General features: G+C 50.4%; 17 protein-coding genes. 5 read left to right on the forward strand and 12 right to left on the reverse strand.

Features of this window, described 5'->3' with window-relative positions:
• Window positions 1-158: 158 nt before the first annotated feature.
• Complete coding sequence (locus LWL52_RS20585; RefSeq protein ID WP_255749828.1) at window positions 159-284, reverse strand: hypothetical protein; 126 nt, start codon at window positions 282-284, stop codon at window positions 159-161.
• Between LWL52_RS20585 and dtd the strand changes: the two genes are divergently transcribed.
• The 3 genes from dtd (at window position 283) to LWL52_RS17990 (ending at window position 2,078) form a co-directional block, all read left to right on the forward strand.
• Entirely contained in the window at window positions 283-735 is a 453-nt protein-coding gene (gene dtd / locus LWL52_RS17980) for a D-aminoacyl-tRNA deacylase (protein ID WP_242922778.1), read from the forward strand. The two genes, LWL52_RS20585 and dtd, sit on opposite strands and share 2 nt — an antisense overlap.
• Window positions 736-812: 77 nt before the next feature.
• The gene (locus LWL52_RS17985; protein ID WP_242922780.1) at window positions 813-1,736 is read left to right on the forward strand and encodes a hypothetical protein; all 924 of its coding nucleotides are present in this window, start codon (window positions 813-815) and stop codon (window positions 1,734-1,736) included.
• 15 nt (window positions 1,737-1,751) lie between these two features.
• Window positions 1,752-2,078 (forward strand): nucleotide pyrophosphohydrolase, encoded by a 327-nt coding sequence (locus LWL52_RS17990; protein ID WP_242922782.1) that lies wholly within the window; start codon window positions 1,752-1,754, stop codon window positions 2,076-2,078.
• 52 nt (window positions 2,079-2,130) lie between these two features.
• On the opposite strand, the gene LWL52_RS17995 is transcribed toward LWL52_RS17990, so the two are convergent.
• Both LWL52_RS17995 and gcvT read right to left on the reverse strand, forming a co-directional pair.
• On the reverse strand, window positions 2,131-2,856 hold the full coding sequence (locus LWL52_RS17995; protein WP_242922784.1) for a 2-phosphosulfolactate phosphatase: 726 nt from the start codon (window positions 2,854-2,856) through the stop codon (window positions 2,131-2,133).
• A gap of 99 nt (window positions 2,857-2,955) precedes the next feature.
• On the reverse strand, window positions 2,956-4,044 hold the full coding sequence (gene gcvT, locus LWL52_RS18000; protein ID WP_242922787.1) for a glycine cleavage system aminomethyltransferase GcvT: 1,089 nt from the start codon (window positions 4,042-4,044) through the stop codon (window positions 2,956-2,958).
• A 397-nt stretch (window positions 4,045-4,441) separates the two neighbouring features.
• Here gcvT and LWL52_RS18005 point away from each other — a divergent pair, with 397 nt between their 5' ends.
• Entirely contained in the window at window positions 4,442-5,926 is a 1,485-nt protein-coding gene (locus LWL52_RS18005; protein WP_242922789.1) for a sensor histidine kinase, read from the forward strand.
• Between the two features lie 42 nt (window positions 5,927-5,968).
• Window positions 5,969-6,403 carry a response regulator gene (locus LWL52_RS18010; protein WP_242922791.1) on the forward strand — a complete coding sequence of 145 codons (435 nt, stop codon included), beginning with the start codon at window positions 5,969-5,971 and terminating at the stop codon, window positions 6,401-6,403.
• Between the two features lie 65 nt (window positions 6,404-6,468).
• Here LWL52_RS18010 and rnhB read toward each other — a convergent pair whose 3' ends face one another.
• The 9 genes from rnhB to LWL52_RS18055 all read right to left on the reverse strand — a co-directional run bounded on the left by rnhB (window position 6,469) and on the right by LWL52_RS18055 (window position 21,523).
• Window positions 6,469-7,065, reverse strand: coding sequence for a ribonuclease HII (rnhB, locus tag LWL52_RS18015; RefSeq protein WP_242922793.1), 597 nt, complete (start codon window positions 7,063-7,065; stop codon window positions 6,469-6,471).
• 83 nt (window positions 7,066-7,148) lie between these two features.
• The gene (locus tag LWL52_RS18020; protein ID WP_242922801.1) at window positions 7,149-8,618 is read right to left on the reverse strand and encodes a RagB/SusD family nutrient uptake outer membrane protein; all 1,470 of its coding nucleotides are present in this window, start codon (window positions 8,616-8,618) and stop codon (window positions 7,149-7,151) included.
• A gap of 19 nt (window positions 8,619-8,637) precedes the next feature.
• Window positions 8,638-11,796 carry a SusC/RagA family TonB-linked outer membrane protein gene (locus LWL52_RS18025; protein WP_242922803.1) on the reverse strand — a complete coding sequence of 1,053 codons (3,159 nt, stop codon included), beginning with the start codon at window positions 11,794-11,796 and terminating at the stop codon, window positions 8,638-8,640.
• 930 nt (window positions 11,797-12,726) lie between these two features.
• A complete protein-coding gene (locus tag LWL52_RS18030; protein WP_242922805.1) occupies window positions 12,727-13,221 on the reverse strand; it encodes a lipid-binding protein in 495 nt (164 codons plus the stop codon).
• A gap of 29 nt (window positions 13,222-13,250) precedes the next feature.
• Window positions 13,251-13,955 (reverse strand): immunoglobulin-like domain-containing protein, encoded by a 705-nt coding sequence (locus tag LWL52_RS18035; RefSeq protein ID WP_242922807.1) that lies wholly within the window; start codon window positions 13,953-13,955, stop codon window positions 13,251-13,253.
• Window positions 13,956-13,978: 23 nt separating this feature from the next.
• A complete protein-coding gene (locus tag LWL52_RS18040) occupies window positions 13,979-15,454 on the reverse strand; it encodes a SusD/RagB family nutrient-binding outer membrane lipoprotein (RefSeq protein ID WP_242922809.1) in 1,476 nt (491 codons plus the stop codon).
• Between the two features lie 21 nt (window positions 15,455-15,475).
• On the reverse strand, window positions 15,476-18,613 hold the full coding sequence (locus LWL52_RS18045) for a SusC/RagA family TonB-linked outer membrane protein (protein WP_242922818.1): 3,138 nt from the start codon (window positions 18,611-18,613) through the stop codon (window positions 15,476-15,478).
• Between the two features lie 663 nt (window positions 18,614-19,276).
• A protein-coding gene (gene prfB / locus LWL52_RS18050) for a peptide chain release factor 2 (protein WP_242922820.1) occupies window positions 19,277-20,354 on the reverse strand; the annotation gives its coding sequence in 2 pieces (ribosomal slippage) (window positions 19,277-20,293 and window positions 20,295-20,354; 1,077 coding nt in all).
• 92 nt (window positions 20,355-20,446) lie between these two features.
• The gene (locus LWL52_RS18055) at window positions 20,447-21,523 is read right to left on the reverse strand and encodes a branched-chain amino acid aminotransferase (RefSeq protein WP_242922822.1); all 1,077 of its coding nucleotides are present in this window, start codon (window positions 21,521-21,523) and stop codon (window positions 20,447-20,449) included.
• Window positions 21,524-21,540 lie beyond the last annotated feature (17 nt).

The following is a 21,540-nucleotide window of genomic DNA, read 5'->3' on the forward strand; positions in this document are numbered from 1 at the left end:
GCATTTCAGACAGACCTCTCCTTGCGTCGAGATGACAACATGGAAGGGAGTTAGTCTTTTATCAACAGCCTGAACCACAAAGATTATACTTCACCTGCAGTAATCACCGAACTCCCCTCCTTAGTCAAGGAGGGCTCAGGGGTGGTTGGACCCGGCTCCTACAGCATTTCAATACCTGCCTTTCTATGCTTAAGCAGAGCAAAACGATCCGCTGCCAGCGCAGCCGTTTGTAAGCGCTTTTCCAAATCAATACCTTTGCGCCAAACCAAATAAGAGTAAACCATGCGCGTCGTTATTCAGCGGGTCACCGAGGCTTCTGTCGAGATTGAGAAAAAAGTAAAAGGCCGGATCGGAACAGGTTTGCTTGTGCTGGCTGGCATTTGCCCCGACGATACTGAGGAAGACCTGGCCTGGCTGGCATCTAAAATTGCCCAGCTCCGCATTTTTTCTGATGAAGCCGGGAAGATGAACCTGAGCGTGCAGGATGTAAACGGCGATATACTTGTCATCAGCCAATTTACGCTCTTTGCCAATACCAAGAAAGGCAACCGCCCGTCTTACATCGGGGCCGCACCTCCGGCTATCGCCATTCCGCTTTACGAGCGCTTTGTAACCCTGCTGAAGACGGCGCTGGGCAAGCCGGTACAAACAGGCGAATTTGGCGCCGACATGAAAGTATCGCTGCTCAACGACGGACCGGTTACCATCATTATCGACTCTAAAAATAAGGAATAACGCCATCGCTTCCGGGAGGTATTGTACGTATAAAGTATATTCTATATTTTTATACTTACATTTTTAAATCCTGCCCTATGCGATGCAACTTTCTATCGGCCTCTAACCATCATGCCCGCTTTTACCTATGCCTTTGCCTGGGGGTGTTGCTCCTTTTGAGCTCCAGCGCTGTGGCGCAGACCGATACCACACAGGTACAGCAAGGCGCTCCCCGGCGCTGGGTGGTGGAAACAAACGATGGTTCTTTGATTCAGGGCATTCTGCTGGGCCAGGATGAGCTTAATATCCGGTTACGCACCGAAAGTGCCGGCGACATAACCATACCTAAAAGCAGGGTGAAGCGCTTGCAGGAACTAGATGAGCGTAACTTTAAAAACGGCGTTTACTGGTTCGAGAATCCCAACGCCACCCGCTATCTTTTTGGCCCTTCCGCTTTCAGCCTCCGCAAAGGAGAAATGTATTACCAGAACACCTACCTGACCGTTAACTCCTTTAACTATGGTATAACCGACAACTTTACCCTGGGCGGCGGGTTTGAGCTCATTTCCACTGTTACCGGAACGCCTGTTTTCTTTCTCACTCCCAAGTATACATTCCCGGTAAGCGAGAAACTGCGTGCCGGGGCAGGCATCCTCTACCTTAACGCTGCCAACATTGAAGAGGAATTCAGCGGCTTAGGCGTTGGCTACGGCATTGTAACCTACGGCAGCACCGACAACAACGCCACACTTGGCTTGGGTTACGGGTATGTAGATGGTTCTTTTTCCAGCAAGCCCATTATTACGTTTAGTGGTATGCGGCGCGTGGGCCGCAAAGTTGGGCTGGTTACGGAAAACTGGCTGGCCCCGACCGACGGGTATTACGGCATTTACTCCTATGGCCTGCGGTTTATGGGCGAGAAGCTGACAGTGGACCTGGCCTTTATAAATAACCCGGACATTGCCCAGGAAATATTTATTGGCGTACCTTATGTGGATTTTGTGATTAAATTTGGCAGATAACCAACCCACCCCCACATGACTATAGCTGATGCACAGGCCCTTGTTGATAAATGGATAAAGGAGAATGGTGTTCGTTACTTCAGCGAGCTGACCAACATGGCCATCCTGACCGAAGAAGTGGGCGAAGTGGCCCGCATCATTGCCCGGCAGTATGGCGAGCAGTCGTTTAAGAAAAGTGATGAAGGCAAACAGCTGGGCGACGAGCTGGCCGATGTGTTGTTTGTGCTCATCTGCCTGGCTAACCAGACCGGCATCGACCTGACCGAAGCCCTCCGCCAGAACCTGGACAAAAAAACCAGCCGCGACAGCCAGCGCCATAAACAGAACGAAAAACTGAAGTAAGTTAGAAGGTTAAAGAGTTAGAAAGCTGTTTATACTTTAACTCTCTAACTCTTTAACTTTCTAACTTTCTAACTTTAAGGTCTACCAGCTTGTTGTGGCGCCAAACGGGCAACACGTTGTAAAGGTCGTGCTGCAGGCAGAATGCAATGTCTTTGTGAATCTCCAGGTTCTCCAGCCGGCGCACGTGCGAGGACTGCCGCAGAAAAGTGAGCAGATCGGCCTTGGCCGTTTGGTATAAGTATAACGAGGCCAAGGTGGCATCGTTCTCAAAAGCGAAAGCATCCTGCAACCGCTCTACCAGGGCACCGGCATACAGCGTGTCTTCCAGGTTAAACTTGCCTTTCCAGCCGGCACATACTACCAGCACATCCAGCTGCAGCTCCCGCAAGTGGTCGGCCACGGCCTGCAGGTTCAGGAACGAACCCACAATGATCTCCGAAGCTGCTTCAGACAAACGAATAGCGCGCGTGCCGTTGGTGGTGGTAATGGCAATGGTACGGCCTTTGATCTCCTCCTGCATGTAGCCGAATGGCGAATTGCCCAGGTCAAAACCGTCTGCTTTAATGCCATCGCGTTCGGCAGCCGTCAGGTGGCCCTGTGCAGCATAAGCCATGCACTCTTCCAGGCTCATGACCGGGATAATATCGGCGGCACCGTAGGCAAAGGCAGTGGTCATAGTAGAGGTAGCCCGCAGAATATCCACGGCTACAACAGCCTTCCCCTCCAGGTCATACAAGTGCAACAACTCCGGGCTGTAACACACATCTATACTTGGCATTACTCTTTAGACTTAAGATGTAAGACACAAGACTCAGGACTTTCTGATCAGCATATTTCGTCTGTATCTTACATCCTGTATCTTGTGTCTCTTATAAAATTACTTTTTGACAAACGGCAGCTTCACCACTTTGGCTTTCATGTCCTTGTTACGCACGCGCACAAAGATCTCGCTGTCGGTTTTGCTGTATTCTTTAGCTACGTAGCCCAGCCCGATGCCTTTGCTTAAGGTAGGTGACTGCGTGCCGGAGGTAACCTCCCCTATCTTCTCGCCTTCCGCGTTTACGATTTCATAATGCGAACGCGGAATAGCTTTATCCACCATCTCAAACGCAATGAGCTTACGGTCTACACCGGCTTCTTTCTGCGCTTTCAGGTTAGCGGCATTGGTAAAGTCCTTGTCAAACTTGGTGATCCAGCCCAGGCCGGCTTCCAATGGAGAAGTGGTGTCGTCGATGTCGTTGCCATACAAGCAGAAACCCATTTCCAGGCGCAGCGTATCGCGGGCACCCAGGCCGATGGGCTTGATGCCGAAGGGCTTTCCGGCTTCCATAATGGCGTCAAACACCTTACGGGCATCCTGGTTTTTCACGTAGATCTCGAATCCGCCTGCGCCGGTATAGCCTGTGGCCGATACGATTACATCAGACACGCCGGCAAACTCGCCTTTTACAAAAGTATAGTATACCATGGCGGGCAGGTCAATGGAAGTAAGCGACTGCAGCGCCTCGGTGGCCTTTGGGCCTTGCACGGCAAACAGCGACATCTCGTCCGAAATATTTTCCAGCGCCACGCCCTGGGTGTTATACTTGCTAATCCAGTCCCAGTCTTTGTCGATGTTGGAGGCGTTTACCACCAGCATGTATTCTTCCTCACCGAAGCGATACACCAGCAGGTCGTCTACGATACCGCCGTTTTCGTTGGGTAGGCAGGAATACTGCACTTTACCGTCTTCCAGTTTGGCGGCATCATTTGTGGTTACGCGCTGGATCAGGTCCAGGGCCTGCGGGCCACGCACCATAAACTCGCCCATGTGCGACACATCAAAAATGCCGACAGCATTGCGCACCGCGTTGTGTTCTTCTATATCTGACGAATAGCGTACAGGCATGTTATAGCCGGCAAAAGGCACCATTTTAGCGCCCAGCGCCTCGTGCACGTCATTCAAGGCAATTTTCTTCAGTTCCATTTATCTTTTGGATTTATATGGTAAGGCTGTTTTGCTGCAAAAATAACAAATTAAAGCCACTCCCGAAATTTTAAACGAAGCCCGCTCCCTATTAGCGTACCGAACCCGGCGCCTTTTTACCGGTTTCGATGTAGTAATTTCTGCTACAGAAAAGCATCTTGAAAAAGGCTCTACCCCGCTTTAAAGTCAGATTTAAATGATGACTTGATGGCTATACTATCCCGTGAGTGGAGGCAGGAATATATTAATGACTACTTTTTCGGGCAAACAGCCGTATATTGCGGGTTCCGCTGCAACAATGCCTTTCTGCTACTGCCCTTGTTTTGCGAATGGTCGGGGCGGTGCTGACCGGCTGTTGTGCATAAAGTCCGCAAGCGTACAAGACTGTTATTTATACATGAAATTATCTGTAAAGCTATTTGCCGGGTTCGTTATTATCTCGGTTCTGTTTACGGCTGTTGCCCTGGTAAACTTACAGTTGTCGGAAGATGTGATCGAAAATACCCAGTGGGTATACCGGTCTCAGAATGTGGTGCGCAACTCGGCTGCGCTGCAGCGAAACATCATCGATATGGAAACAGGCCTGCGGGGCTATCTGCTCAACGGGAACCCCACGTTCCTGCAACCCTATGTGCAGGCCAAAGATCAGCTCCCCAGCCTTTTTGATGAAATAAAGAATTTCACAATCAGTTCTCAGGAACAAACCCAGAAGATAAACGACATCATTGCCCTGCAAACCAAATGGCAGTTAGACATGGCGGAGCCGCTCATTCGGCTGAAACAGACCGATACGCTTGCCTCCCGGTCCAGCCGCTTTTACGATGCAAGGCTCGATAGCCTGGTGCTGCGCGAGAAAATAATCATGGATACCATCCGGACTGCTTTCCGCGAATTCAATGCCTATGAATACCAGTTGCGGGATGCCCGCAGTGTGCGGCTTAACAAAAGTATAAACACCACCCGCCAGGTTTCCACCATCCTTACCATCCTGTCCGTGATCATCGGGCTTAGCTGGGCATACTATATCACACGCCTGATTACCGGGCGCATCATTAAAATGGTGACGCTAGCTGAGCAGATCTCGCAGGGGGATTATAAGACGCAGATCATCGATACGTCGCGGGATGAGCTCAGCCAGCTTTCACAATCCCTCAACCGCATGTCGGGTACCATCGATGAGACCTTTTCGGAGCTGGACCGCAAAAACAAAGAGCTCGACCAGTTTGCTTATGTGGTGTCGCATGACCTGAAAGCGCCCCTGCGCGGCATTGAAGTAGCCTCCAGGTGGGTGGAGGAAGATATGGGCAAAGAGCTGCCCGCTAATATACAGGAATACCTGATGATGATGCGGGTGCGGGTACACCGCATGGAGAACCTGATCAACGGTATACTTGCCCTGGCCCGCATCGGGCGGACAAACCAGATCAAGGAAGAAGTGGATGTAAACCAGCTGCTGTCGGAGATCACCGAAATGGTAGCGGCTCCCGAGAGCGTCACTATCCAGGTGCAGGACAACCTGCCCACGCTGCATACCGTACGCATCCAGCTGCAGCAGGTCTTTCTGAACCTCATCAGCAATGCCATCAAGTACCACGACAAAAAAACAGCCCAGATAGAGATAACGCACCGGGAAGAAAAACATCAGCACGTTTTCGCTGTTGCAGATAACGGACCGGGTATAGAACCGGCTTACCACGAACGGATTTTTGTTATTTTTCAGACCCTGCAGGAGCGCGATGCCGTGGAAAGTACGGGCGTTGGCCTGGCCATTGTGAAGAAGATCGTGGAGTGGCAAGGCGGCACTATTTGGGTTACCTCAGAACCGGGGCAGGGCGCCACTTTTACTTTTACCTGGCCAAAAGATGAGGTAGTATCGGTTTAATTTTATTAAATTTGCTTTAAGTGAAGTTTTTACCTTAAAAAAATGAGTGAGATTCCTGTAAATATCCTTTTAGTAGAAGACGACTATCTGGATATTATGAATGTTGAGCGAGAGCTTAAAAAGATAAATATCACCCACCCGATCCTAGTAGGCAGAAATGGCAAAGAGGCCATGAACATGCTTCGCGGCGAAGGTACCCAAAAGATACAGCCGGCTCCGAGTGTTATTTTACTCGATATTAACATGCCGAAAATGAACGGACTGGAGTTTCTGGCCGAGTTGCGCCGCGACCCTGAGTTCAGCCATATTCCGGTGTTTATCATGACGACCTCGAACGAGGAAACAGACCGGCTGGCAGCACAACGCCTCAATGTATCGGGGTACATTGTAAAGCCTCTCACTTTCGATAGTTTCGAAAACAGCCATTCCTCCCTCGACAGCTTCAGCCTTTTCCTGGACCTGATCAAGTTAAAATAAAAAACAAAGGCCACACCTGTCGTGTGGCCTTTGTTTTTTATACTTGTTACGGTTTAATCTTCCTGTTAAAGTATCGTAGCTCGCTCCGGCAGCAGCGTGAACGAAAGCCGGTGATGCACCGTGGTGCCCTGCCGGGCAATGGCCTCGCGGTGCCATACAGTGGGATAACCCGCATTCTTCTCCCAGCCATACCCTTCAAACGCTTCTGCCAGCTGCGCCATTACCGCATCGCGGTGGGTTTTAGCCAGCACCGAGGCGGCGGCTATTGACAAATATTTGCCATCACCTTTCACTATGCAGGCGTGGGGTACTTGCTTATAAGGCTTAAACCGGTTTCCGTCGATTAGCAGGAACTCGGGCTGTTGCGCCAGCCGTTCGGCTGCCCGGTGCATGGCCAGGAAAGTAGCCTGTAAGATATTGATTTGGTCAATTTCGGCGGGCGTTGCCTCTCCTATAGCCCAGGCAACAGCATCCTGTAAGATATCTTCCCGCAGCTGCTCCCGCTGTTTTTTACTCAACAGCTTAGAGTCGGTCAGTAGGTTATGTCGGTAGTCGGCTGGCAGCACGACAGCCGCCGCCACAACCGGCCCAGCCAGGCAGCCCCGGCCTGCTTCATCGATGCCCGCCTCAAAAGTATAGCCGCTGTGGTTGGATAAAAGCATACGTATAAAATCTTTCCGCTAGTATAAAAAGAAAAGCCCGCTTGTCAAACGACAGCGGGCTTCCAGAAAGTTCATTAAAAGAATTAAAGCGCTTTATTCGTTGCAACCTCTGAGTTTGGCATAGGCCATACATAATCACTTGATGAAGGAGCAACCGCTGGCGCACTTATACCGCTTCCTACTTTCTCAGGGAAAGTTTGCAGGGTTCTGGTGATATCCAGTGATCTGAAGCCTTCGCCCAGCAACTCAATGCGTCTTTCTTTCAGAATTGTATTTACCAGTGCTTCCTGCGTAGCGATAGCCTCGACAGGAAAAACATACGTAGCATCAGCTCTGTGCCGAACAGCTGAGACCAGCTCAATAGCCTTTGGAAGGTCATTGGTTCTTGCTGCTGCCTCAGCATAATTCAACAGTACCTCAGCGTATCTGATAACCGGCACATAATCTGTAAACGGCGTAGGCTTACTAAACTTTTGCAGATACTTGTTTCCACCGGCCGTTACGATAAACTTAGTTTTTCTAGCATCTGTTTCTGGCCAGGCGGCATCGTTTACAATGCCAGCAGTGTTAAGGTAATACTCTCCGTTGCCGGTAGGGGCAGCATTGAAGTAGTATCCAAGCTGGTTCTGCGTTCCCGGAGCATCCAGATCAGACATAGGCATAGAGAAAACAGATTCCGTGGTAGTATAATTGGCAAAAGGAACTGCTACGTCTGCCTGCAATGCATGAGGCACCCCGGTAGGAGCTGAAAACGTAACCGTGCCCGCTACAATCTTTTGTGCCTCTTCCACTACTTTCGCATAGTTACCCATGTGCAGGTATACGCGGGTTTTTAGAGCTATTGCTGTATTCTTGTGGGCACGGGTTGTATTTAACAAGTCACTGCCATTTGTTAAAAGCAAACCAGCTTCAGCATCATTCAAATCGTTTAGGATTTGTGCGTAAACCTGGGCTACAGTGCTTCTTGCCAGATCATTATTCGCCGTAGATGTTTCTGCCTGCAAGCGCAATGGCAAACCCGGAGAGGCCCCATTATCAGCAGTAAAAGGCTTTGCATAAAGCGTAACCAGGCTATGGTAAGCAAGCGCTCTCAGGAACTTCGCTTCAGCCTGGTACTGGGTATAAAGCGCAGGGTCTATCTTGGCTTTGTTATCTTCCAGCCCTTGCAGAAAAACATTTATTCTGTTGATAGCTGCATAAGCCGAGCCCCAAAGGTTTTGCACTTCGTTTGTACCAGCCTGCACGTTCTGCTGCCACGTCTGAAGTCCGGTTACACCATTTGTAAGGCGGTTTATGTATTCTTCACCCCTGATCTCATTATAAACCAGTACTCTTCCGCCATAAAACTGGCCGTCTTTCATGGCATCATACAGGCCGTTTACCTGGCCTAATATTCTTGCAGGAGTATCGAAGGCATTTTTATCAGAAATAGATGTTTCCGGCACCGGATTTAGTAATTCTTCCGTATCGCAAGCCACGAAAGTTAATGGCAAAGCAAGAAAAGCCATTTTCAGCAGGTAGTGCTTGCGGGCTTTAATATTTATATTCTTCATTTTGAATCAAATTTAGATGTTAGAAACCAACGTTTACACCCACAGTGAATGTTCTGCCCTGCGGCACGGAGTTACGCTCTACACCTGGCGCAGTGTTAGAGTTACCATTGGTTGAGATTTCAGGATCAGCACCTGTGTATGGCGTAAGCACAAATGCATTGAATACCTGCGCATATACTCTGAAGGAACTGATACCAGCCTTACTAACCAGGGTAGTAGGGATTCTGTAACCTAAAGTAGCGGTCTGCAGCTTCAGGAAATCGGCCTTTTCTACGTTTTCTGAGATAACCATTGCAGAACCGTTCGATACGTTGTCCCCAAATACGACACGCGGGAAAGCGGTGCTTTTTGTTTCAGGCGTCCATCTGTCTAACACATCGGTATGGTTGTTCCAGAAACGCTGATCACGCAGACCGGCCTTGGTACCATTATAAATGTAGTTACCACCAGAGTATGTAAAGTTCAGACCAAGGTCAATGTTCCCATACTTGAAAGTGTTCTGGAAGCCTCCATACCAGGTCGGTAAGGCACTGCCTAATATTTTACCGTCACCAGCTGAAGTGATAGCAGGGGCTGTTGTTCCATCCAGGTATGTCCAGCGCGAAGCAGCAGGAGCAGCATGGTTGTACTGTACTTTTCTACCAGCCTTGTCGATAAAGATACGCTGTCCGTTTTCAGGGTTTACACCTGCCGTCTCAACACCATAAATGCTACCTACTGGCTCTCCGACACGGGTTACGTTCGTCATTTCAAGACCACCGGTAAAAGCAAAGAGGTCAGCGTTGCCAGCAGCCAGTGCCGTTACTTCATTTTTAATGGTTGTGAAGTTAAGGCTTGTGCTCCAGCTAAAGTTTCCTTTATCTATAGGAGTGGCGTTTACCGCTAATTCCAAACCGCGGTTATACAATGAGCCAACGTTTTGCAGAATTACGTTATTCGGGATGCCTTTCGAGGGTGCCTGTGGCGCATTCAGGATCAGACCATTAACGTTGTTGTTAAAGTAAGTAGCTTCAAACTGGATACGATCATTCAGGAAGCCCAGGTCCATGCCTATGTTCGTCTGCTCACTTGTTTCCCAGCTCAGCTCAGAATTACCAGCCTGGCTAAATACCAGTGTAGGTGATTCGGCATATAAGCCGGAGCTATACAGGAACATAGAGCCGTACGAATTAGGCAGGTTACCATTACCCACTCTACCCCAGCTTGCTCTCAGTTTTATGCTGTTGGCAATATCTGATAAACCTGAGTTTTTGTAGAATCCTTCCTCAGAAATGGCCCAGCCACCAGATACACCACCAAAGTTACCCCACTTATTGCCTTCTGCCAGTGTGGAGTTACCATCGCGACGGAAATTCAACGTCATGAAGTAACGCTTCGCATAATCATAATTGAAGCGGGCAAAACCAGAAACAAAGGCTCTTTCATCTATATAGTTACCAGAAGGCGCTATGTTTGTAAAATTACCTTGGTATTCGTTAAAGAAGTTATCCGCTACACCGAAGCGGTTAGCACCCCAGCCTGTTTTCTTGATTCCCTGAATATCAGAACCTACCAGGAAAGTAAGGTCATGTTTCTCACCTAAGGTCTTATGGATATTCAAAGTATTGATCGCGTTCCAGTTGTCCAGTCGCTGCACGGTGTTAGTGGCATTACTGTTCGGGAAACCGTCTCCGTGAAGTGGGTTCTGGAAAGAGATGCCCTCTACGGTTGTTCTATCGATAGCATAAGATGTTTTAAAATCAACGCCTTTTACTATCTGAACATTGGCACCAAAAGTACCGAATATACGGTCCGTCTCAGATGTGAACGAGCTCAGGTCCAGCAATGGGAGCGGGTTAGTGAAGCCACTCTGTGCCAGGTTAGCGCCTCTGCCCATTGTATTGTCAGGTCTGATATTGTAAGAACCATCTTCGTTCCGGGGCGCTACGTTTGGTGCTGTTACAATAGCAAGGCGACCTAAACCGCTTGTGTTGAAGGAAGAACCAGGAACAGAACCTGTATTGGGAGCAGAGTTAAAGCTGTTTACATAGTTTGCAGATGCATTTACCCGCAACCAATCAGTAAGTTTATGATCGATATTGAAACGAACAGCCTTTCGCTGGAAGTTATTCTTTTTGATAAAGCCATCTTGATCGGTAAGGTTTGCAGAGAAGAAGTATGTCGTTGCATCTGTTCCACCAGAAATACTCAGACTGTGGTTCTGAGAATAGGCTTTACGATAAACCTCGTCATACCACTTTGTATCTACCAGCGATCCGTCAGCATTGTAGGAAGGGAAGTATAGCGCCGAAGCGACAGCCGGATCCTCTGCTTTTCCACTTAGTATTTTCTGGTTCAGAACGGCTTCATTTTTGATCATCATGTACTCTTCCGCATTCAACAAATCGGGCAGTCTTGTTGCCGTAGTAACCCCGGCCCAGGCCTCGTAATTAACGCGTGGCTTACCGGATTTTCCTTTTTTAGTAGTGATCAATAGAACACCACCAGCTGCTCTGGAGCCATAAATAGCGGTAGAGGCTGCATCTTTCAGAATGTCAATAGACTCAATGTCAGCTGGGTTGATATCGCCTAACGCGTTGCTGGCTGCAGAGGTCGTAGAAACGTCGCCCGTGTTGATCGGAATACCGTCTACTACAACAAGCGGAAAAGAGCTCAGAGAGATAGAGTTCGTGCCACGAATACGGATAACAGGAGGGTTGTTAAGCACACCATTTGGCTGAATGATGTTAACACCGGCGGCTCTGCCACCTAGTGCCTGGTCAAAGCTTTGCACAGGCATTTCTTTTAGCTTTTCACCTGAAACAGAGGCAGCAGAACCCGTAAATTCTTGCTTTGTCTGAGTGCCGTAACCAACTACTATTACCTCCTGCAGTTGCTTCTGGTCTAAAGACATTGCTACGTTAATGGTGCTGGAATTGCCGATTGGGCGCTCGGCCGTTACATAGCCAATATAGCGAAACACCAGCGTACTTCCATTTGCAGGCACATTGATAGTATAAGAACCATCTGTTGCGGAGGCGGTTCCTACTGTAGTTCCTTTTACAATTACGGCAACGCCGGGCAATCCCTGCCCGGTAGTTTGATCGGTAACCTTTCCGGTTACTGTTTTACTCTGCGCGATTGCCTGTTGGATCAGGGCAAACATCAAAGCAAAACTGATGAGTAATAATTTTCTCATGTAGCTGTTTGTGGTTAAGGTGAGTTAAATAGTAATTAGTAATAGTGTTTGTTAAGAGTTAATAAAGGTGTTGGTTCGTTTTAAGCTTCTACAGGTCTGCTTTGGCAAAGGCAAAGTATGGCCAGGCTCCTTTTTTTCAGGAACAAAAAAATACCCAGCCCCGGGCAAACCCGAGCCAAGCATATTATCTTCTGCTTTTTTTGTATTGATTTAGTACAAACTATACTAACATACTGCTTTGCAACAGGCTATCAGAATAGCACTACAGATTGGCTGAAACTTAGGTATGTGCAACATTCATATCTGCCTTCTGCCGTCCCATATCCGCATTTCAATTGCCCAATAATATCGACTTAAAAGATCAAAAACAACTCCTGTTTAAAATATTTCAGAAAAAAGATGCCAGCAGATCCGGGCGCTATAACCTGCTTAATTTCAATGTTTAAACAGTAGGCAAGTTATTTTATGGCCCGGATGGCTCCAAAATTTTGAACAGTTTCTTAAACTGAGCACTTACTCACAGTAACTTTGGTCAGATTTTCTAATAATCAGAATAGTGCAATTTTATATCATCATACATCAACAGCCGGCACAGCCATATTTGCATCCTTGCCTTCAGCAGCGGTTTACAACATTATACCTTGGCAGCAGAAGCAAGCCCTTAGTAGCTTGTTAGGCCGATAATGGAGCCGGTAAGCACGCCGCCATTGTCTGGCAAATAAATACGCACTCTTCTATGTAGCTACTGTACTTTGCCCCTGCTGCAATTAAGCCGGTCAGTAGCAAAGCAATGTATAGGAGGCGTTGTGCTAAGTTGTGAAAGGAAGTAGAAATGGGTGTGGTAACCTGCGCCTGCTTGCTGAACACAAAAAAGGCAGGCTCAAAGGGAGCCTGCCTTTTAGGAAACAGCATGTTTTTTATAGTGCGTGTTTATTCGAAGCCGGTACTTCTGTGGCCATTTACATGATAGATGGTGCCGAATGGTGTCTCATCGTCGTTAAACGAAACATCGAACGAGATGCTGTCACGTTTTAGTCCGTTCACAGTAGCGGCATCCTTAAACACCTTTCCGTTGGCAATGGTCACCAGCGATTCATAGGCCTGGTTTGCCAGGTTCTCACCGGAAAAGGACAGGTCCGTCATATTCACGGGGGTCTGCACTTTATACTCCCAGAAAGTCCCGTTATCATCTACCCAAATCGCATCAGGCGTGTTGGCTGCCGTGTTATAGATCAGCACTTCCAGGTTTTCGGCCAGCACCTGCTGCCCGCCGGCACTATCGTCCGCCGTATAAGTTACGGTCCAGTCGCCGGACACCGGATAGGTGGCTGTGTATTCAATTTTCGGATCGTCCTCGTTGTCGCAAGCGGTACTTATACTTCCTAATGCCACTACTGCCAGTATAAATAAATATCTACGTTTCATATTCTTTTTCATCAAATGCGTGTACCTGTTTATTGCTTTTCCCAAAGTTTAACCTGATCGATCAGGGGCGGCGAAAACGTGGGCCTCGTCATCCTGAGATCCAGGTCACCGCTCGCTGTGCGTTTGCCATAGCCATAAATCGGCACCAGGCTTTCCTGTTGCGGAATATTCAGGTTTATGCCATCAGAAGTTAAAATAAACCCGTCCAGCACAACCGTACTTCCTCCTCCCCAGAAATTCGTGGCATAAAACACGCCATCTGCTATTTTGGTGACTGTGGAGGCCGGGGAAGTGCCGCTGATGTAGTCGCCTGACAAATCAACGCTGGGATCCGGGGCGGCATCGAGCACAAAAACATTCCGGGAGGAGGAACTGGAATACCCCTGGGAGTTTGTAGCAGTGTAGCTAAAGGTATAAATACCAGGCACATTGGGATCGAAGGCATTGGTATAACTCACCTCCGACGGATCGGTATGAGCGGGGTCGATGTAGGGGCTCCCCACCACCGAGGTGGTAACGGGCAACTCGGTTTCGCCTTCCAGGGCCTTTACACCCGGGTCCGTAAAGCTTTGGCCTTTCACCAGCACGATGTTTTGATCTCCCTCCAGCACAAAGGCAGGATAAGTCGTCACAAAAGAAACATGTGCTGTATCATCGTCTTTCTCGCAACTGGAGAGCATCCCGGACAGGAGCAGCAGAAAGGCTGGGAGCAGGTATCTGATTTCTATTTTCATTTTCTTGAAGTATAAGTTTGAGATTAATCCTTCACATCCCACCAAACCGGTACATCGATCTCCAGCAGCCCCGGAAAGTTCTGGTTGCGGATGGATTCTGTGTTAGGATAAAGTATGCGCTTGGGCAGCAGGCTGGCTCCGATGGTAGATGCTGCAGAGGGCTCAATAAAGCTGGGATAACCGGTACGCCGGTATTCTGTCCAGGCTTCCAACCCTTCTGTTCCGCTAAAGGAGATCCATTTCTGGGTGATGATCTGGTCTACCTGCTCCTCTACACCAGCGCCCGCCGGATAAGCAACGCCTTCCCGTGTTAACAACGCCGGCACCGCAGCCACATCTGCGCCCACGTAATCAAACGAGGCGGTAATACCTTGTGCATAAAGAGCAGCGGCATCAGCTGTTCCGTTGGTCCAGCCCCGGGCGGCAGCTTCGGCCTGTAGAAAGTAACTTTCGGCAGCCGTTATAAAAGGCACAGCCGTAGCCGGGCTGGCTACCGCAGGTCCGGGCTTGGAAAGTGCATTTGCCAGCGTACCGGATCGCTGCGGCGTACATTCTACTCCCTGGTCAACCCCGACGAAAGTTCCGGCATTGGGGCCTGTTTCTGCGGGCGCATAAAATTCACCGATGCGGGGGTCTCCGGTGGTTTGCAGGTAATTGAGTGCCGTGTTACTGGCCACCACGTCTACCCCACCTCTGAACACCACCTGAGTCTGATAAAAAGGGTTGCGGTTCTGGGTCTGGTCAAAGAACGGCACATCGGCTGTTTCGCCCATGCCCAGAAACTCGGCGCCGCTGGCATACAGCTGCTGCACTCCGGCCTGTGCCACATCAGGCCTCACATAAGCCTGGCGCAGGTAAATGCGCAGTTTCAGGGTATTGGCAAAGCGGCGCCACAGGTCCATATCCCCGCCGTACACCAGGTCACTGCTTCCTACGGCTTCGCCCCCGGCATCAATATCCGCTATGGCCGAATCCAGCATCGGGATCAACCCGTCATAGATCTGTTGCTGGCTCTGGTATTCCGGGTTTAGCTGGTCCAGTCCACCCAGGGCAGAAGTGAAGGGCGCATCGCCCCAGGCATCTGTGATCACCTGGAAAGTATAGGCCTGCATGATCTTGCCAATGGCTGTGTAATTCGGATTGCTGGTTTCGGTACCCTGGTCCGCTACATATTTAAAGTCTTCCAGGGCGCCGGCGTATAATTCGCCCCACACCCGGGCATCGTAGCTCGATGAGGTCATCTGATAGAGTTCCAGCGTACAGTACTGGTTCGCCCCCCCGGACTGTGCCCAGAGCTGGGCAAAGAAGTTACCCAGAAACTGGAACTGGTTGCCCAACACATAAGCCAGTTCTCCTTGCGCAGCAGGCAGCGTAAGCGCCGGGGTGGAGGTGGTCGGGTTGTTGGGGTCTTGGTTTATATCCAGAAAGTTGTCGCAGGCCGTGATGCTGAGCGAGAAGGCAGCCAGTATAGCCGCGATGTATTTATATCCACTTTTCATGATTCTTACGTTCAGGTTTTCTTAGAAAGTTAATCTGATGTTAGCTCCCCAGGAGCGGGTAGAAGGCGTGCTGCTGAAGTCGTAGCCCTGCAGGTTGCCATTTCCAAAGCTGTTCATCTCCGGGTCGATGTAGGTGTTCTCGTCCGGTGTCCACAGCACCAGGTTACGGCCCGAAAAGCCCACCTCTATGTTCCCGAAAAAGGTTTTTTCGGTAATGGCGGCAGGCAGCTTATAGGACAGACTAACTTCCCTTAACTTGGTAAAAGAGGCATCGATGATGTTGGTGCCTTCCGGCAAATTGCCCCAGTAATCATACAGGTTGTCATTGGTGAGCGGCGTGGTATTTTCCACGTACTCGCCGGAAGAGCCTACCTCTACGACCGAATTAGGTATAATGTAGGGCTGGCGGTCGTTGAAAAGCGTTTCCGGCGCAGTGCCTGCAAAGCGCTGGGTGGACCGTGTTCTGGAATACATTTTACCTCCCTGCCGGGTATCAAATACCACTGACAGCCGGGCTCCTTTGTAGCGGAACGTATTCACCAGGCCGCCGGTCCAGTCGTTCTGGATGCTGCCCTGGTAGGTTTGCTCAGGCGCAGTGCGCGGCTCGCCGGTCACGGCATTTACCACAATGTGCCCCTGCGGATCGCGCAGCACATCTTCGGCCTTAAAGGTGCCGTAAGGCCTGCCTTCCGAAATAACCAGAGCTGCAGAAGCCAAGCCTCCCAGCGAGATCTCGTTGCCTCCGAACACGTCCTCCACGGTGTTGTCGTTCTTGGTGTAGTTCACACTGATGTCCCAGGAAAAATCGTTCGTTTCGATCGGAATACCGCCTACCACCAGTTCAACGCCCTTGTTCCTGACAGTTGCCGCATTCAGGAAAGCGGATCCAAAACCTGTGGTAAAGGAAAGCGGCACGTTGATGATCTGGTCGGTAGATTTGGAGTTATAATAAGCGCCATCGAGGCGTATGCGCTCGTTAAAAAAGCGGATGTCGGCGCCTATCTCCCAGGAACTTGTGTTCTCGGGCTTCAGCGCCGGGTTGCCAATAACGTTGCTCACTTCAAAGCCGGGAAGCCCGCCAAACGGAAAGTTCAGGTCCGTGCCGGCAAAACCATCGCTTATATTACCGGATGTAAAAATGGAGCTGGTACTGTAAGCCAGGGCATCATTACCCACATTGGCATAGTTGGCGCGGATCTTGGCAAAATTGATCGGCGACGAATCGGCCAGACCAAAAGCGGAGGCCGCATCAAACGCCAGGTTCACGGAAGGATAAAAAAAGCTGTTATCCCCGATCGGCAACGTCGACGACCAGTCGTTGCGGCCGGTAACCTCCAGCCACAGGTAATCGCGGAAGCCCACTTTGGCAGAACCGTATAAGCCGATCAGCCTTCTTTTATCGCGGAAGCTAACGGCCAGCGGCGTGCCCACAATATTACTCAACGACTGAAACTGGTTATTGGCCAGGGCGTCGGCAGTGGCTGTCAGGTCGTCGGTAGAGCGTTGGTTCACGTTGTTGCCCACCAGCAATTCCAGGTTCAGGTCCTCTGTCAGGTCGCGGTTATAAGAAACCATAATGTCGGAGTTGAGCTCCCGGAAATAGATCTGCCGCTCCGAGTACATGCCGTTGTCATTGTTGGCTTCGTTGGGTCCTTCTACATCCCGTATGGCCATAAACTGCTTGCGCCGGTCGGTGTAAAAGTCGGTGCCGATACGGTACGTAATGTTTAGGTTCTCGATAGGCTCATACCCCAGCGTGATGTTACCAAAGGTGCGGTCCACATCGTTGGTAAAGGTCTGATTTTTGATTGCCCAATAGGGATTTATAGTATAAGGCGAGTAGAAACCGGCTTCGTCATTAAAAGGGTTGTTGAGATCCTCCAGCTCGCGGACAGGAATATCGCGCGGCGTCTGGATCAGCTGGTTAAAAACAGAGTTGCCCTGACCTGTCATTGCAAAGTCTCCCCCGGATTTGGTATAGGTAAGTGATACCGTAGAGGTAAACTTGTTGGTCAGGTTTACGCTGCCTTTAAAGGCAAGCGAGTTCCGGTTATACTCTGTACTGGGTACTACGCCTTCCTGCTGGGTGTTGGAGTATGAGGCATAATAAGTGGCTTTCTCGGCGCCCCCCGCCACGGAAACGGTATTTGTCCAGTTGGAGCCATACTCGTAGAACTCTTTGATGTTGTCCTTTAAGGCAGAATAAGGCTTTACGCGCTGCTGACCGTCTACAATCTGGCCCCAGGGCAGCAACTGGCCGGTAAATGTTGGTCCCCAGCTCGTATTTTCGCGCAGATCCGGGGCACCAAAAAAACCCTGGCCGTAGCGGTTCTGAAACTCCGGATAACGCAGCACATCCTCCAGCGTGTAAGAAGACAACAAACTGATCTCGGCCTTTTTGTTGGTGTTTTTTCCCGATTTGGTGGTGATCATAATAACGCCGTTTGCAGCGCGGGCACCATACAGGGCTGCCGCTGCCGGTCCTTTCAGAATGTTCACCGATTCAATATCATCCGGGTTGATATCATTAGCCCGGTTGCCCACGTCAATGCCATTGTTTAAGTTATCATTGGTGCCCGAACTACCGTTATCTACCGGAATACCATCGATCACAAAAAGCGCCTGGTTACTCTGGGAAATGGACTTGGCTCCCCTTATCACCACGCGAGTTGAGGAACCCGGCCCGCCGCCCTGGCTTTGAATGTTAACACCGGCCACTTTGCCTTGCAAGGCGTTCAGCACACTTCGGTCGCGGCCCTGCGTAAGCTGCTCCGAGCCCACCTGCTGGGTGGCATACCCCAGGGTCCGCTCCTCTTCCTGGCGGCCCAGGGCGGTCACTACCACTTCCTGCAGTTGCTCGGCATTTACGCCGAGCGCCACATCAATAGTAGTCGCATTATCAATGTTCCGCTCCACGGTGGTGTAACCAATAAAGCGGAACTCCAGGGTATTGCTGCCGGCCGGCACACTAATGGTATATTCGCCGTTAGCCCCTGTGGTAGTCCCCACGGTAGTTCCTTTCACGATCACCGCGACACCAGGTAACGGTTGGCCACTGGCCTGGTCTGTAACCGTTCCTGATACGGCATTACCCTGCGCCATTGCCTGCAGTTGCAGGCCCAGTAAAAGGATAAAGCCTAATAGTAGTAGTTTTTTCATTGTAGTAGTCGTTTGGCTGATAAAAAGTGCGAGTGGAGGCACCTGGCGCCATGTATGGCCTGGCCTCCCGAAATGCTGACCCTGGCAGGCACCTGTAAACCGGTCCTGCCTCTTCAGCGATGTTTAAGTATGATGAAACCCTCCATCTGCACAACCTGGCGGCCGTTTTTGAGTAACGGAGTAATAGAGAGACAAAAAGTATACTGATGCCCCAGATTGGGTAGCATCCCTGGAAAGGAGGAATAAAAGGAAGCTTTTTAAAGACGATCGCAGCGCGGCACTGCTGCCGCTGATACCGTCACTTCCGCAAATAAACCGGTTACGAGGGTTTAAACCGGATTTGCTGACTTAAATCGAGAGGGTGAATTTAAGCCCTGTTTTAGCTTTTAGAAAGAAGGAAAAACGACGTTGTCCTGCAGCAACACTATCCTGCAACAGCTATATAGAAGACCTGAATTATTCAAGTTTATACTATTATAATAACATGTTATACGGCAAGATGTTGCCAGAGTGTTTCTATTTAATACAGATTTTCTCCTGCCCCGCAAAGCTAACACGACCAGTCATTCCGGCCATTTCGGATAAGCCGTAGCCCCGCTGCCAGCCTGAAAATAGAAAAAGGCGCCTGAAGAGCGCCTTTTTCTATTTTGCCTGAAAACTGTTTTATGCCTGCATCAGAAACGCCTTGATATACTCGTCCAGGTCACCATCCAGCACGTTCTGCACATCGCTGCGCTCCACGCCGGTGCGGATATCTTTGACGAGCTTGTAAGGGTGCAGCACGTAGTTGCGAATCTGCGAGCCGAAGTCGATGCGCTTTTTGGTGCTCTCAATACGATCGCGCTCCTCGTTGCGCTTGTCTATTTCTATCTGGTAGAGGCGCGAACGGAGCATCCGCAGGGCGTGTTCCTTGTTCATGAGCTGCGAGCGCTCGATCTGGCATTCGATCACGATGCCGGTGGGCTTGTGCTTGAGGCGCACGGCAGTCTCCACCTTATTCACGTTCTGCCCGCCGGCCCCGCCCGAGCGGAAGGTATCCCATTCGATGTCGGCTGGGTTCACCTCAATACTGATAGTATCGTCTACCACCGGGTAGGCAAACACCGACGCAAAGGAAGTATGGCGGCGCCCCCCCGAGTCGAACGGGGAAATACGCACCAGCCGGTGCACCCCGATCTCGGACTTCAGGTAACCGTAGGCAAACTCGCCCGTCACTTCCAGCGTGGCTGATTTGATGCCGGCGCCCTCGCCGGGCTGGTAACTCACCTGCCGCACGCCATACTTGTGCGACTCGGCCCACATGATATACATGCGCATGAGCATCTCGGCCCAATCCTGGCTTTCGGTACCGCCGGCCCCCGGGTTGATCTCCAGGATGGCGCTGAGCTGGTCTTCCTCGCCGCTCAGCATGCGCTTAAACTCCAGGGCCTCTACGGCCGCTTCTGCTTTTTTATACTCCTGCAGGATATCCTCTTCCGACACATCGCCTTCTTTGTAAAAGTCGAACAAAACGTCAAAGTCGGACACGGCTTTCTCTACCTCCTCGTAATGGTCAGTCCATACTTTGATGGACTTCATCTCTTTGAGAATTTTCTCGGCTTCTTTGGGCTCATCCCAGAAGCCGGCGGCCGTTGTTTTTTCTTCGGTCTCTTTTACCTGTTCTTTGCGGGCATCGTAGTCAAAGATACCTCCTCAAAGCCTCTACCCGGGCCTTTAACTCTTTTACTTGTTCCGTTGTCATGGGTGTTTGTTATACTTTATACTTTCTTTAAAAAGGAAAATGCTGCTGTATAAACAGCAGTTTATACAGCAGCATTTTATACCTCAATCAGCTCAGCGGCTTATTCTGTAGTTCCAGCCATGCGTATCGGGTGCCTGGCCTGTTTTGATCTTATCCAGCTCGGTAGCTATTCTATTAGACATTTCACGCTGCGCTACCGGCGGCAGTTCATAGTCTGTGCCGTTGTAGTGGATGGCAGCGATGGGCGCAATGGTGGCGGCAGTGCCCGCCCCGAAAGCCTCCTGCAGCTTGCCTGCTTTCTGTGCAGCTATCACTTCTTCCACGGCCACTCTACGCTCCTCCACGGTATAGCCCAGGTCGCGGGCCAGCTGCAGCACGCTTTTGCGGGTAATACCGTTCAGGATGGTGGTGCTTACGGCCGGTGTAATGAGCTTGCCGTCTATCACAAACATCACGTTCATGGTGCCGGCCTCCTCGATATACTTATGCTCTTTGGCATCTGTCCAGATGAGCTGCTGAAAGCCTCTTTCCTGCATTTTGCGGGCCGGCATCAGGGCTGCGCCGTAATTACCGGCTGTTTTGGCAAAGCCTGTGCCGCCTTCCGCCGCACGCACGTACTGTGGCTCGATGGCCGCCCGGATCGGCTTGTTATAGTATGCCCCCACCGGGCAGGAAAACACCACAAAGCGGTAGCTGTCCGATGGCCGCACGCCTACAAAAGCATCAGTGGCAAACATAAACGGCCGTAGGTACAGGGCACTGCCTGCCTGCGCGGGTACCCAGTCGGCATCCAGGCGAAGCAGTTGCTCCAGGCCCTGCATAAAGATCTCTTCCGGCAACTCGGGCATGCACATGCGCTCGGCAGACAGGTTGAGGCGCTTAAAGTTCTCCAGCGGACGGAACAGCAACACATCACCGTTTGTACTGTCGCGGTAAGCCTTCATACCCTCAAAAATGGCCTGCCCGTAATGCAGGGCCGAGGTGGCAGGGCTAAGCGACATGTTGCCATAAGGCACGATTTCGGGTGTTTGCCAGGCGCCGTCCCGGTAATCGGCCACCAGCATATGATCGGCAAAGAATTTTCCGAACTCCAAGTTATTAAAGTCCACTTCATCGATGCGCGACGTGGCCACCTGCTGAACTGGTATATGTAAGGTATCTACAGACATAAGTATAGAATTTGTTT

Origin of the sequence: Pontibacter liquoris, from assembly GCF_022758235.1 — a bacterium.
GTDB lineage: Bacteria > Bacteroidota > Bacteroidia > Cytophagales > Hymenobacteraceae > Pontibacter > Pontibacter liquoris.